Source organism: Stenotrophomonas maltophilia group sp. Smal32 (assembly GCF_030237085.1).
Taxonomy (GTDB): Bacteria; Pseudomonadota; Gammaproteobacteria; order Xanthomonadales; family Xanthomonadaceae; genus Stenotrophomonas; species Stenotrophomonas maltophilia_Q.
The window spans coordinates 1-12,829 of the sequence record NZ_JASJSI010000115.1 but is presented as its reverse complement, the minus strand read 5'-3'; the positions used below and the strand labels follow the sequence as shown (position 1 = coordinate 12,829).

At 68.1% G+C, this 12,829-nt stretch carries 14 protein-coding genes; 10 read left to right on the top strand and 4 right to left on the bottom strand.

Annotated features, from left to right (window positions below; genetic code table 11):
• A partial coding sequence (locus QRO91_RS19210; RefSeq protein WP_285310522.1) for a TetR/AcrR family transcriptional regulator occupies positions 1 to 567 on the top strand: 567 nt, incomplete at its 5' end.
• A gap of 18 nt (positions 568 to 585) precedes the next feature.
• Here the strand turns inward: QRO91_RS19210 and QRO91_RS19205 are convergent.
• Positions 586 to 1,470: a LysR family transcriptional regulator gene (locus QRO91_RS19205; protein ID WP_049428253.1), complete on the bottom strand. Its 885-nt coding sequence runs from the start codon at positions 1,468 to 1,470 to the stop codon at positions 586 to 588.
• Positions 1,471 to 1,577: 107 nt separating this feature from the next.
• On the opposite strand from QRO91_RS19205, the gene QRO91_RS19200 reads away from it, so the two are divergent.
• The gene (locus QRO91_RS19200) at positions 1,578 to 2,636 is read left to right on the top strand and encodes an NAD(P)-dependent alcohol dehydrogenase (RefSeq protein WP_049428257.1); all 1,059 of its coding nucleotides are present in this window, start codon (positions 1,578 to 1,580) and stop codon (positions 2,634 to 2,636) included.
• Between the two features lie 91 nt (positions 2,637 to 2,727).
• Here QRO91_RS19200 and QRO91_RS19195 read toward each other — a convergent pair whose 3' ends face one another.
• Entirely contained in the window at positions 2,728 to 4,092 is a 1,365-nt protein-coding gene (locus QRO91_RS19195) for a glutamate--cysteine ligase (RefSeq protein WP_049428260.1), read from the bottom strand.
• A 152-nt stretch (positions 4,093 to 4,244) separates the two neighbouring features.
• Here QRO91_RS19195 and QRO91_RS19190 point away from each other — a divergent pair, with 152 nt between their 5' ends.
• The 3 genes from QRO91_RS19190 (at position 4,245) to QRO91_RS19180 (ending at position 6,881) form a co-directional block, all read left to right on the top strand.
• Positions 4,245 to 4,949, top strand: a complete 705-nt coding sequence (locus QRO91_RS19190) for a VIT family protein (protein WP_049428264.1) — start codon at positions 4,245 to 4,247, stop codon at positions 4,947 to 4,949.
• Positions 4,946 to 5,770, top strand: a complete 825-nt coding sequence (locus tag QRO91_RS19185) for an AraC family transcriptional regulator (RefSeq protein WP_049428266.1) — start codon at positions 4,946 to 4,948, stop codon at positions 5,768 to 5,770. Before QRO91_RS19190 ends, QRO91_RS19185 begins: the two co-directional genes overlap by 4 nt.
• 136 nt (positions 5,771 to 5,906) lie before the next feature.
• Positions 5,907 to 6,881, top strand: a complete 975-nt coding sequence (locus QRO91_RS19180) for an MBL fold metallo-hydrolase (protein WP_049428269.1) — start codon at positions 5,907 to 5,909, stop codon at positions 6,879 to 6,881.
• 106 nt (positions 6,882 to 6,987) lie between these two features.
• Here the strand turns inward: QRO91_RS19180 and yihA are convergent, their stop codons facing one another.
• Complete coding sequence (gene yihA / locus QRO91_RS19175) at positions 6,988 to 7,590, bottom strand: ribosome biogenesis GTP-binding protein YihA/YsxC (RefSeq protein ID WP_049426754.1); 603 nt, start codon at positions 7,588 to 7,590, stop codon at positions 6,988 to 6,990.
• Positions 7,591 to 7,746: 156 nt separating this feature from the next.
• Here yihA and QRO91_RS19170 point away from each other — a divergent pair, with 156 nt between their 5' ends.
• The 4 genes from QRO91_RS19170 (at position 7,747) to QRO91_RS19155 (ending at position 11,038) form a co-directional block, all read left to right on the top strand.
• Positions 7,747 to 8,547 (top strand): cytochrome c, encoded by an 801-nt coding sequence (locus QRO91_RS19170; protein WP_049426753.1) that lies wholly within the window; start codon positions 7,747 to 7,749, stop codon positions 8,545 to 8,547.
• A 106-nt stretch (positions 8,548 to 8,653) separates the two neighbouring features.
• The gene (locus QRO91_RS19165) at positions 8,654 to 9,304 is read left to right on the top strand and encodes a thiol:disulfide interchange protein DsbA/DsbL (protein WP_005411024.1); all 651 of its coding nucleotides are present in this window, start codon (positions 8,654 to 8,656) and stop codon (positions 9,302 to 9,304) included.
• A gap of 106 nt (positions 9,305 to 9,410) precedes the next feature.
• On the top strand, positions 9,411 to 10,247 hold the full coding sequence (locus tag QRO91_RS19160) for a thiol:disulfide interchange protein DsbA/DsbL (protein ID WP_005414471.1): 837 nt from the start codon (positions 9,411 to 9,413) through the stop codon (positions 10,245 to 10,247).
• A 53-nt stretch (positions 10,248 to 10,300) separates the two neighbouring features.
• Positions 10,301 to 11,038, top strand: coding sequence for an endonuclease/exonuclease/phosphatase family protein (locus QRO91_RS19155; RefSeq protein ID WP_005419292.1), 738 nt, complete (start codon positions 10,301 to 10,303; stop codon positions 11,036 to 11,038).
• Positions 11,039 to 11,151: 113 nt separating this feature from the next.
• Here QRO91_RS19155 and QRO91_RS19150 read toward each other — a convergent pair whose 3' ends face one another.
• Positions 11,152 to 12,027: an EamA family transporter gene (locus QRO91_RS19150; RefSeq protein ID WP_049429103.1), complete on the bottom strand. Its 876-nt coding sequence runs from the start codon at positions 12,025 to 12,027 to the stop codon at positions 11,152 to 11,154.
• Between the two features lie 72 nt (positions 12,028 to 12,099).
• Here QRO91_RS19150 and QRO91_RS19145 point away from each other — a divergent pair, with 72 nt between their 5' ends.
• Positions 12,100 to 12,582: an Lrp/AsnC family transcriptional regulator gene (locus QRO91_RS19145; protein ID WP_100443679.1), complete on the top strand. Its 483-nt coding sequence runs from the start codon at positions 12,100 to 12,102 to the stop codon at positions 12,580 to 12,582.
• Positions 12,583 to 12,829 lie beyond the last annotated feature (247 nt).

The following is a 12,829-nucleotide window of genomic DNA, read 5'->3' as shown; positions in this document are numbered from 1 at the left end:
GTGCTGCAGGCTACGCTGGAGCTGCTGCTGGCACAGGGTTACGAGGCCACCACGATCGAAGCGGTGGCGGCGCATGCCGGGGTGGCAAAGAAGACCGTGTACCGCCATGCCAGCAACCGCGAGGAACTGGTCGGGTTGGCGGTGCGTGAGTGGACCGACGGCTTCGCGCCACAGTTGCAGCGCGATGCGCGCGATGCCGACGAGGTGGTGCCGTTGCTGCAGGACATCCTGCAGGCGGTGTGCGCGCAGGCGCTATCGGCGCAGGCGGTGCAGGTGTTCCGGCTGCTGGCCACCGATTTTCCCGGCAAAGACGCGCTGCTGCAGGCCTATCTGGACAACGGCATCGAGCGCGGCCGAGCGCTGCTGGCCGACTGGCTGGCGCGGCAGCAGCAGCGTGGGCTGCTGCGTGAGGGGGATTCGGCGCGCATGGCGCGGCTGATCCTGGCGATGACGGTGGCCGAACCGCTACGCGAACGCGTGATCGGGGTGGCGGCCGAGGATGCGCCGGTGGATGCGCACCTGCGTGAGTGCCTGGCGTTGTTGGCGCCGGTGTTGCAGGGGCCGTAGGGTTGCCCCATCCACGATTCACTCGCGCAGCATGTCCACGAACGCGCGCAGCGCGCCGGGCATCTGCCGCTGCTTCGGGTAGTACAACGCGAATCCCGCGAACGGTTCGCTCCAGTCTTCCAGCACCGCCACCATCTGCCCCGATTCGATGTAGGGCCGTGCGGTGTCTTCCAGCACATAGGCCAGGCCGATGCCATCGAGCACCGCGCCGACCACGGTGCCCTGCTCGCCCAGCGTCAACCGCCCCGGCACGTCGATTTCCAGCGCCTGCCCAGCGCGCTCGAACTGCCACTTGTACAGATGGCCACTGGCAAAGCGGAAACGGATGCACTCGTGTGCAGCCAGGTCACGCGGATGCTGCGGTGCCGGGTGCCGGCGCAGGTAGTCCGGCGCACCGACAATCAGCCCACGCAGCGGCGGCCCCATCGGCACCGCCACCATGTCCTCGGGCACGAACTCGTGCAGGCGCACGCCGGCGTCGTAGCCCTCGGCGACGATGTCGACCAGGCCATCGTTCTCGGTCAGTTCCACCCGCACGTCAGGATGGGCGTGCAGGAAGCGCGCCAGCCTCGGACCCAACTGGGTCGCCACGGCAGCGCGCGTCGCATTGATCCGCAGCAGGCCGGCCGGGGCGGCACGGAACTGGTTCATCTCCTCCAGCGCGTCATGCACCTGCCCCAGCGCCGGCTGCAACCGCTCCAGCAGGCGCTGCCCGGCCTCGGTCAGGGCCACGCTGCGGGTGGTGCGATGGAACAGGCCCACGCCCAACCGTTCCTCCAGCGCGCGGATCGCATAGCTCACCGCCGAGGTCGACAGAGCCAGTTCGGCACCGGCACGGCGGAAACTGCGATGACGGGCCACCGCGGCGAACGCGGCCAGATGGGTGAGGTTGTCAGTGGCCATGATTGTGCAGTTTCACTTGATGAATCATGCCGATATCCGCGCTTCTTGCCGCTGGGAACGGGGCGTATTGTAAAACGCCTTTCGACAAACCCTGCCAAGGATTCCCCATGTCCCTCGCCCGTGGTTACGCCGCCCATTCACATACCGACCCGCTGGTTCCGTACGAGTTCGAACGCCGCGCGGTCGGCCCGGACGATGTGCGCATCGAGATCCTCTACAGCGGCATCTGCCACTCCGACCTGCACCAGGCCCGCGACGACTGGGGTGGCTCGATCTACCCGATGGTGCCGGGCCACGAGATCATCGGCCGCGTGACCGAGGTCGGCAGCAACGTCACCCGCTTCAAGGTCGGCGACCACGCCGGCGTGGGCTGCATGGTCGACTCGTGCCGCCACTGCGACGCCTGCGAGCACGACCTGGAGCAGTACTGCGCCGAAGGCGCGACCTGGACCTACAACGGCCGTGAACGCGAAAGCGGCGCACCGACCTACGGCGGCTATTCCGACCACGTGGTGGTCGAGCAGCGCTTCGTGGTGAAGGTATCCGACACCCTCGACCTGAAGGCGGCCGCCCCGCTGCTGTGCGCCGGCATCACCACCTGGTCGCCGCTGCGCCACTGGAAGGTCGGCCCGGGCCAGAAGGTTGGCGTGATCGGCCTCGGTGGCCTCGGCCACATGGGCGTGAAGTTCGCCAAGGCACTCGGCGCGCACGTGGTGATGATCACCACCACCCCGGAAAAGGGTGCCGACGCCAAGCGCCTGGGCGCCGATGAGGTGCTGGTCTCGCGCGATGCCGCGCAGATGAAGGCGCACGCCGGCAGCTTCGACTTCCTGCTCAACACCATCCCGGTTGGCCATGACACCAACCCGTACATGGGCCTGCTCAAGCGCGAGGCCACCATGTGCCTGGTCGGCGTGCTGACCGAACTGGACCCGCCGCTGACCGGCGGCAGTGTGATCTTCGGCCGCAAGCACCTGACCGGCTCGGCGATCGGCGGCATGGCCGAGACCCAGGAAATGATGGACTTCTGTGCCGAGCACGGCATCGTCAGCGACGTCGAGATGATCGACATCAAGAACGTCAACGAAGCCTGGGAACGCATGGCGAAGAACGATGTGCGCTACCGCTTCGTGATCGACATGGCGACGATGAAGAACGCAGCCTGATCCAAGGCAGATGTGAAAAAGAAAAACCCCGGCAATGCCGGGGTTTTTCTTCTGGCAGTGCCAGCCGCTGGCCGGTAACCCCGCATGGTGGTCAGTACGCGAACTCGCGGAACACCGGATCCACATCGCCGTGCCAGCGGCCATGGAACAGCGCCAGCTTGCGCTCGGCCGGGGTCAGCCCCGATTCGACGATCTCCTGCAGCACGTCCAGGAACTTGCTCTCGTCCTGGCCATCGGCATTGCGCGCTGCCCGGCGCTTGAGGCCTTCCACCGAAATCTTCACCGCCTCGCGGGCCAAGTCGCGCACCGTGCCGTTGCGGAACGGCAGGTTCATCGCATGCTTCGGTACACCGTCGCGCAGCGCATGGCGCTCGGCCAGGGTGAAGTCGCGCACCAGGTCCCAGGCGGCATCCAGCGCGGTGTCGTCGTACAGCAGGCCCACCCAGAACGCCGGCAGCGCACACAGGCGGCTCCACGGGCCACCATCGGCGCCGCGCATTTCCAGGTATTTCTTCAGGCGCACTTCCGGGAACGCGGTGGTCATGTGGTCCGACCAGTCGCGCAGCGTCGGCAGCGCACCCGGCAGCACCGGCAGCTTGCCCTGCATGAAATCGCGGAAGCTCTGCCCGCTGGCGTCGTGGTAGATGCCATCGCGGTAGGAGAAGTACATCGGCACGTCGAGCAGGTAATCGACATAGCGCTCGTAACCGAAGCCCTCCTCGAACACGAAGTCGAGCATGCCGGTGCGATCGGCGTCGGTGTCGGTCCAGATGTGCGAGCGATAGCTCAGGTAGCCGTTCGGCTTGCCTTCGGTGAACGGCGAATCGGCAAACAGCGCGGTGGCGATCGGCTGCAGCGCCAGCGACACGCGGAACTTCTTCACCATGTCCGCTTCGGTGGCGTAGTCCAGGTTCACCTGTACCGTGCAGGTGCGGGTCATCATGTCCAGGCCGAGCGAGCCGACCTTGGGCATGTACGAGCGCATGATCTTGTAGCGGCCCTTCGGCATCCACGGCATCTCGTCGCGCTTCCACTTCGGCTGGAAACCCATGCCGAGGAAACCCAGCTGCAATTCGCCTGCCACCTGCGCCACTTCATTGAGGTGGGTGCCGGTCTCCACGCAGGTCTGGTGGATGGTCTCCAGCGCTGCGCCGGACAGTTCCAGCTGACCGGCCGGTTCCAGCGTCACCGACGCACCATCGCGCAGCAGGGCGATGGTGTTGCCGTTCTCCTGCACCGGCTCCCAGCCGAAGCGGACCAGGCCATTGAGCAGCGCTTCGATGCCACGCTCGCCCTCGAAGGTCGGCGGCCGCAGGTCGTCCAGGCGGAATCCGAACTTCTCGTGCTCGGTACCAATGCGCCACTGCGCACGGGGCTTCTCGCCGGAGGCGATCACCTCCACCAGCTGCGAGCGGTCGGTAATGGGGGTATCGGCGACGTGGCTGGGGCTCGACAAGGGGAAGGCTCGCTGGACAGTGGCAGGGGATGTGGGGCCCGGGGCCTTCCATCGCAAGGGCGCACTATAGCGTGGCACCCCGTTGCGTCATGCGACGGTGACGGGTTTCAGCATCCTACCGACGCCCTCTTGACCCTCGTACACTCAGGGTCATGAGCCGCCATTCACGACACCCCGAACTGCACCGCTCCGAGCGCGTCGGCTGGCTGCGTGCCGCCGTGCTGGGGGCCAACGATGGCATTGTCTCGGTGGCTGGCCTGGTGGTTGGTGTGGCCGCCAGCGGCGCTTCGGCCAGCACGATCCTGGCCACCGGTGTGGCCGGCACCGTGGCCGGCGCGATGTCGATGGCCGCCGGCGAATACGTCTCGGTGCAGACCCAGGCCGACACCGAAGACGCCGACCTGGCGATGGAAAAGCGCGAGCTGCACGAAGACCCGCACAGCGAACTGGAAGAGCTGGCCGGAATCTACCGCCACCGCGGCCTGGACCCGGCGCTGGCACGGCAGGTGGCTGAGCAGCTCACCGCACACGATGCACTGGGGGCGCACGCCCGCGACGAACTGGGCATCACCGATACCCTGCGCGCGCGCCCGTTGCAGGCGGCGTTGGCTTCGGCTGGAGCCTTCACCTGCGGCGCCGCGCTGCCGGTGCTGACGTCCCTGCTCGCCCCGGTGGACAAGGTTGCGATGATCACCACCGGCAGCACCCTGCTGGGCCTGTGCCTGACCGGTGCGATGGCGGCCCGCGCCGGCGGCGCACCGCCTGTCCGCGGGGCGATCCGGGTGATGTTCTGGGGTGCACTGGCAATGGCCGCCGCTGCAGGCGTCGGACGCCTGTTCGGCGCCCACGTGGCATGACCGGCATGCTGCCGCCAGTTGCCGCGCTGCTGGCCGAGATGGCCAGCCTGGCCGGCTGCGAACGCGCCGAAGGCTATGCCTGCATCACCGCACGCCGCGAGCACGGCGCCAGTTCGGTGGAGATTCCGCAACCCCAGTTCGCGATCCTGCTGGAAGGCCGCAAGCAGGTACGCACCGCGCACCAGTCACTGGAGTTCGTGCCCGGCGACATCCTGCTGCTCACCCAGCGTTGCCGCATCGATGTGGTCAACACCCCCGACCCGCGCAGCGGCCGCTACCTCAGTGCCATCGTGCCGCTGTGTGCTGAAGTGCTGGCGGCGGCGCGCACGCTGTGGAGCGAAGCACTGCCCAGCGCAGGCACGGCGATGGCGCGCCTGCCGTTGATCGAACATGGCGTGGTGCTGCGGCAGTGGCGGCAATCGCTGCAGGACGGGCGTTACAGCGAAGCACGATTGGCGCTGGCGTCGTTGGTACTGACGCTGTGCCGGCAGGGGCATGGCAGCCTGCTGCTGCCGCAGGCCCCGAGCCTGGGCGAACAGATCCGCGACCGCATCGCTGCCGAACCCGCACGCGACTGGCAATCGCGCGATGTCGAGGAACAGTTCGCGCTGAGCGGTGCAACCCTGCGCCGCCGTCTTGCCGCCGAGGACACCAGCCTGCGCCAGCTGCTCACCGAGGCGCGGCTGGCGCATGGCATGCAGCTGCTCTACACCACCGACCTGCCGCTGAAGACCGTGGCAGCGCGCGCGGGCTACCGCTCTGCGGCCAGTTTCAGCAGGCGCTTCGCCGAGCAGTACGGGCTGGCTCCCACAGACATCTGAGGGGGTTCGGCAGGGCTTGCAGCCCTGCAGACACCCCCTTCCCTGAGCATTCCGCGCAGTGGTTTGAGCGCCGCGCACACGCCCGCCACGGCACTCTGGGCACAACGGAACCGCCCGTCATCCACCGAGAACCGCCATGACCCTGCGTCCCCTGCCGCTGCGCACCGCCCTGCTGCTGGCACTGTCCTCCCTGCCGCTGGCCGCGCTGGCCGAGGCCACCTCGCCTGCCCCCACCCAGCAGGTGCCCGGCGTCTACCACCAGCGCGTCGGTGCGCTGCAGGTCACCGCCCTGTTCGACGGCGTGGTCGCACTCGGCAGGCAGGAAGTGGTGGACGTGCCGCCGACGCTGGTCAGCCGCCTGCTGGAAGGCCGTTACGTGCCGGAAGACAAGAAGGGCCTGCAGACCGCGATCAATGCGTTCCTGATCCGCCAGGGCAACCACCTGACCCTGGTCGACACCGGCACCGCGCAGTGCTTTGGCCCCGGCCTGGGCCAGGTGCTGGGCAATCTGCGCGCCTCCGGCGTGGACCCGGCCGAGGTGGATGAGGTGCTGCTGACCCACGCCCATCCGGACCACCTGTGCGGCGTACTCGACGCGCAGGGCAAGCCGGCCTATCCCAATGCCACGGTGTGGCTGTCCAAGGCGGATGCCGATTACTGGCTCAACCCAGCCAGCGAGGCCACCGCGCCGAAGGGCGTGCGCTTCGCCTTCCCGCTGGCACGCAATGCGGTCGCGCCATACCAGGCCAGCGGCCACCTGCGCACCTTCAGCCCCGGCGACGCCCTGCCCGGCGGCGCGGTGGCGATGGACACCCATGGCCATACGCCCGGCCATGTCTCTTACCGGTTCGACAGCCAGGGCCAGTCACTGCTGGTATGGGGTGATGTGCTGCACTTCCATGCGGTGCAGTTCGCGCACCCGGAGGCGGCATTCGAGGCCGATTCGGACCGCACAGCGGCGATCGCCAGCCGTCGCGGGCTGCTGCAGCAGGCCACCGCCCACGGTTGGTGGGTGGCCGGCGCGCACCTGCCGTTCCCCGGCCTGGGCCACGTGCGCAGCGAAGGCCAGGCATATGCCTGGGTGCCGGCGGAGTATTCGCCGTTGAAATGAGCCAATGAGCCCTTGTAGAGCCGAGCCCATGCTCGGCTACCGGGGCCTGGCCGCGCTGCGCGCGGCAGCCGAGCGTGGGCTCGGCTCTACAGGAAAACCGGAAGCCTTACTCCAGCCCCAGCCAGCCGCCGATCACGCCACGGGCTTCGTCCACGCCGGTGCGGTCCTCGCCGGAGAACACCTGCACGCTGACGCTGTCGCCGTAGGCCGAGTGCAGTTCCTTGCGCACCTTCTGCAGGGTCTGCATCTGCTGGCTGCGGCTGAGCTTGTCGGCCTTGGTCAGCAGGGCGTGCGCCGGCAGGCCGCGCTGCACGGCGTAGGACAGCATCTGCCGGTCGTAGTCCTTCAGCGGATGGCGGATGTCCATCACCACCACCAGCCCCTTCAGGGCTTCGCGGGTGCGGAAATACCTGTCGATGAAGGCCTGCCAGTGCGCCTGCAGGTCCAGCGGCACCTTTGCATAGCCATAACCTGGCAGGTCGACCAGATGCGCTTCCGGGGTGACCTGGAAGAACACCAGCTGCTGGGTACGGCCAGGGGTCTTGGAGACACGGGCCAGGGCGTTCTGGCGGGTCAGCGCGTTGAGCGCACTGGACTTGCCGGCGTTGGAGCGGCCGGCGAAGGCCACTTCGGCCCCTTCGTCGGGCGGCAGCTGCCGCACGTTGTGGGCCGAAAGGTGGTAACGGGCGCGTTCGATGAGCAATGACATGTGCCTAGGATCGCATGTTGCGGCGCCGCGCGCCCGTGCCGGCGGCCCCTGCGGGCATTTTGCTGCACTGCTGCGTTGACCGTGCGCGGAAACGGCGTTGATAATCCGGGCGATGCCGGCGGCCACCGCCCGGCCCGGTCCATACGGAGCTTCAGCATGCGCCACGCTCGCGTTCTTGCCGTATCCGCCCTTGCCACTGCTGTAGTCGTTGCCGCTGCTGCGTTCGCGCAGACCACGTTGACCCCGCTGCCCGACAACGGGCCGATCAACACCGCCTCGCTGGAGGTGGACTTCAGCAAGACCCACTGGGGCGATGCCAAGGCTGGCCAGACCAAGGCTTCGGCCTGTGCGGCCTGTCATGGCGCCGACGGAAATGCCACGGTCGAGATGTATCCGTCCATCGCCGGCCAGAGCGAACGCTACGTGGCCCAGCAGATGGCCCTGATCGCCAACGGCCAGCGCAGTTCCGGCGCGGCGGTGGCGATGGTCCCGTTCGTGCAGAACCTCACGCCGCAGGACATGCGCGACATCGGCGCGTTCTTCGCCACGCAGAAGGCCACCGCCGGTATCGCCGACGACACGGCGGTCACCGACGGCCCGTACAAGGGCATGAAGTTCTACGAGATCGGCCAGCAGCTGTACCGCGGCGGAGACGCCAAGCGCGGCCTGCCGGCCTGCATGGCGTGCCACGGCCCCAGCGGTGCCGGTAATCCAGGTCCGGCCTATCCGCACATCGGTGGTCAGCACGCCAGCTATGTCGCGCGCCGCCTGCAGGAATACCAGGCCGGCCAGACCAACGAGACCGACAAGGCCCACTTCCAGATCATGGCGACAGTCGCGCAGAAGCTGAGCGAGCAGGAGGTGCAGGCGCTGTCGAGCTACCTGCAGGGTCTGCACAACAAGGCCGACGATGTGGCCACTGCCCCCCCGTCGGCGCAACCGGCTGCCGCCCCCTGACCACCACTGGTCGGCCCGGGCCGCCACCACGGCCCGCGCCTGCGGTATGTTTCCTTCACGCCGGCGACTGCGCCGGCGTTGCTTTTTTCAACGGAGATGCGTGTCGATGAGGTTGATTTCCCGCCTGCTGTTGTCCGTGCTGGTGCTGCTGCCGCTGGCAGCCTGCGCCGCTACCCCCGCCAATGCCCCGCTGGTCGAGGGCAAAGACTACGAGCGCATCGCCCAGCCGGGCCCGTTCCAGCCGCTGGCCGGCAAGATCGAGGTGGTCGAGGTCTTCGGCTACACCTGCCCGCATTGCGCCCACTTCGAACCGCAGCTGGAAGCCTGGGCGGCCAAGCTGCCGGCCGACGTGCGCTTCACCCCGGTCCCGGCAGCCTTCGGTGGCGCCTGGGATGCCTGGGCACTGGCCTACTACGCCGCCGACGAGGTCGGCGTGGCCAAGCGCAGCCACGCTGCCGTGTTCAAGGCCCTGCACGAGCAGGGATCGCTGCCGATGCAGAACGTCTCGGCCGATGAGCTCGCCACCTTCTACAAGGCGTATGGCGTGACCCCGGACCGTTACCTGCAGGCCCTGCGCGGCGACGCCGTACAGAAGAAGGTCGATGCCGCGCGCGCGTTCGCCCAGCGCACCAGGATCCCGGGGACCCCGGCGCTGATCATCAACGGCCAGTACCTGGTGCGTGGCAACAGCTTCGACGACCAGCTGCGCATCGCCTCGGCGCTGATCGCCCAGGCCCGCGCTGCCCGCGGCCGCTGAACCAACACCCACCACCGACACGGCGCTGTCGCCGCCGCATGTCATCATTTCCCTCTGGCCGGCGCCTGGCGCCGGCCCCACCATTCCAGATGCTGGAGACGTTTCCATGAAGATCCGTTACGCCCTCGCCCTCGCAGCGCTGCTGCCGATCCTGGCTGCCTGCAAGGCTGATGACGGCAGCACCAACACCACCGCGGCCCCGGCCGAACCGGCTGCAGCCCCGGCAGCCACCACCGAACCGGCTGCTGCGCCGGCGGCGGGCAGCGAAGGCGCCGCGCCGGCTGCCGCTGAAGGCGAGAAGGCCCCGGCCGAAGCGGCTCCGGCCACCGCACCGGCCCCGACCACCGCCGCACTGACCGGCCCGGCCCCGGTGGAAGGTGCCGACTACCAGGTGATCCCGAACGGCCAGCCGTTCCAGCCGGCCACCGGCAAGATCGAAGTGACCGAGATCTTCGGCTACGTCTGCCCGGCCTGCGCCGCATTCCAGCCGCTGGTCGGCCCGTGGAAGGCCGGCCTGCCGAGCGACGTGAACTTCGTCTACGTGCCGGCCATGTTCGGCGGCACCTGGGATGACTACGCCCGTGCCTTCTACGCCGCGCAGACCCTGGGCGTGCAGGAGAAGACCCACGAAGCGCTGTACGCCGCCATCCACTCGCAGAAGACCCTGAAGGGCGAGCGCGGCCGTGATTCGGTGGAAGACATCGCCAAGTTCTACGGTGCCTACGGCGTGGATCCGAAGCAGTTCGCCGCCACCATGGGCAGCTTCGCGGTGAATGCCAAGACCAACTCGGCCAAGCAGTTCGCGCAGCGCAGCCAGATCAGCGGCACCCCGTCGATCATCGTCAACGGCAAGTACCTGGTGAAGGGCAAGAGCTTCCCGGACATGCTGCGCATCGCCGACCACCTGATCGCCCGCGAACGCGGTGCGGCCCAGGCTCACTGATCCAAGAGAAGCATTTCCCGGCCGTGAATTCCCCCCGTACACGGACCCTGCGCTTGCTGACGGCCAACATCCAGGCCGGCTCAAGTACCCGCCGCTACAGCGACTATGTGACCCGCAGCTGGTCACATGCGCTGCCGGCGGGTCGCAAGCGCAGCAGCCTTGACGCGATCGCCACCCTGGCGCGCGAACATGACATCGTCGGCCTGCAGGAGGCCGATCCGGGCAGCCTGCGCTCGGGCTTCACCAACCAGACCCACTACCTGGCCCAGCGCGCCGGCTTCAATTACTGGAGCCACCAGCCCAACCGGCGCATGGGCGGGGTCGCCTCCAGCGCCAACGGCCTGTTGAGCAAGCTGGAACCGGTTGAAGTGCAGGATCACGCCCTGCCCGGCCGCATCGGCGGGCGCGGCGTGCTGCTGGCCAAGTTCGGCGACGGCGCCGACGGCCTGGCAGTCGCAGTGGCGCATCTGTCGCTGGGCGCGGGCTCGCGGATGTCGCAGCTGGGCTTCATCGCCGAGCTGCTGTCCGACCACCCGAACGCGGTGCTGATGGGCGACTTCAACTGCCTGGCCGAGCGCCCGGAAATGCAGGTGCTGTACCAGAAGACCCGGCTGCAGCCGCCAGGTTGCATCGTGCCGACCTTCCCCAGCTGGCGCCCGGACCGCGCCATCGACCACATCCTGGTCAGCAGCGGCCTGCAGACCCGCACCGTGGAAGCCGTACCGGCCGCGTTCTCCGATCACCTCGCCCTGGCGATGCAGATCGACGTCCCGGCCGACGCCCTGCGCTGACCGCACCCGGCAGGCGCCAACCTTGGTTGGCTTGTTGCCCAAGAGCTGCGGACAGCCGCTCTTGTGGGTGCGGACCGTTGGTCCGCACGCTCTCCGCCGGGCATGGCCCGGCGCTACCCGGCCTGCGCGATCGGCCCCTTCAAGCGCCTTGCCGTCATCGTGCTGCCCACCGAGGCGAGCACCGTGCAGCCGATCGCCAGCCACTGCAGCCCGTGCAGGTGCTCGTGCAGCAGCAGCATCGCCCACAGCGCGGCCACCGCCGGTTCCATGCTGATCAGGATGCCGAAGGTCTCCTTCGGCAGGCGCTTGAGCGCCATCATCTCCAGCGACATCGGGATCGCACTGGACACCAGTGCCACCAGCAGGCCCGTCGCGAGGATCTTCGGATCGAGCAGCGCGGCACCGGCATGCACCACGCCCACCGGCACCACCACCAGCGACGCGGCCAGCAGCCCCAGCGACACCGAATGCCCGGCATGCAGATGGCCGGCACGCTTGCCGAACACGATGTACAGGCCCCAGCAGGCCGCCGCGCCCATCGCGTACAGCACACCGGCCGGGTCCAGCGCCGGCCCGCCGCCGATCGGCAGCAGCAACAGCAGCCCCAGCGCCGCGCACCCCACCCAGAGGAAATCGATCGGACGTCGTGATGACAGCATCGCCACCGTCAACGGCCCGGTGAATTCGATGGCCACCGCGATGCCGAAGGGAATGGTGCGCAGGGCCATGTAGAACAGCAGGTTCATCAGGCCCAGAGTGAGCCCGTAGCGCAGGATGGTGACGGCATCCGGGCGGCTGGTCTTCCAGCGCCATGGTCGCCAGAACAGCAGCAGCAACAACGCGGAAAAGCCCACGCGCAGCGCGCTGGTGCCTTGCGCACCGATCAGCGGGAACAGGTGTTTTGCGTAGGAAGTGCCGATGGCCAGCGAGGTGACCGAGCCGAGCACCGCCAGCGCCGGCAACATCGGCGCGAGTCGTGAGGTCTGCATGCGCAAAGTCTATTGCGTCACCGCCGAGCACTTGGCTCAATTGACAGCCTGTTCGTGCAACTTCTGCTCGCCATGGCCACCGCTCCCGTGTTCGACAGTTTCGACCGCGCCATCCTCGACCTCCTGCAGCGGAACAACACCCTGCCGCAGCGCGAAATCGCCGAGGCCGTGCACCTGTCCACCCCGGCCGTGCAACGCCGCATCAAGCGCCTGCAGGACAGTGGCGTGATCGCCGCCAACGTGGCGGTGGTCGCCGCAGCCAAGGTCGGGCGGCCGCTGACCATCATCGTCGAGGTGCGCGTGGTCAGCGAGCAGCGCGAACGCGTGGCGCCGTTCAAGCGACGCGTGCAGAACGACCCGGCGGTACAGCAGTGCTATTCGATCACCGGCGACGGCGATTTCCTGCTGCTGCTTTCGGCCGCGTCGATGGAAGAATACGAGGCGATCACCGAGCGGTTGTTCGGCGGCGATGACAACATCGAGCGCTTCCGCACATCGGTAGCACTGGGCACGCTGAAGCGGAGTTTCGAGGTGCCGCTGCTGCGGGTGCCGTAGCGTCGAGCCATGCTCGACCGGGTTGGGGGCGCCAGGGAACAGCGCTCCACGCAGGCTCGCCTCTACCCTCGCAAACCATTAGCACAAAGCCCACCCCCGCCCCGCGCCAGCCCCGCTGGTTTGTGGGTTGGCTATGGCTGTCCATTTCCCTCATCCCCCGGATGAAGCTTGTGAAAACCCCAATGGGGGGGGGACCGAACATACTGTGGGCGCTATCCCGCCATCCCGCCGCAACGCCCCAACCCGT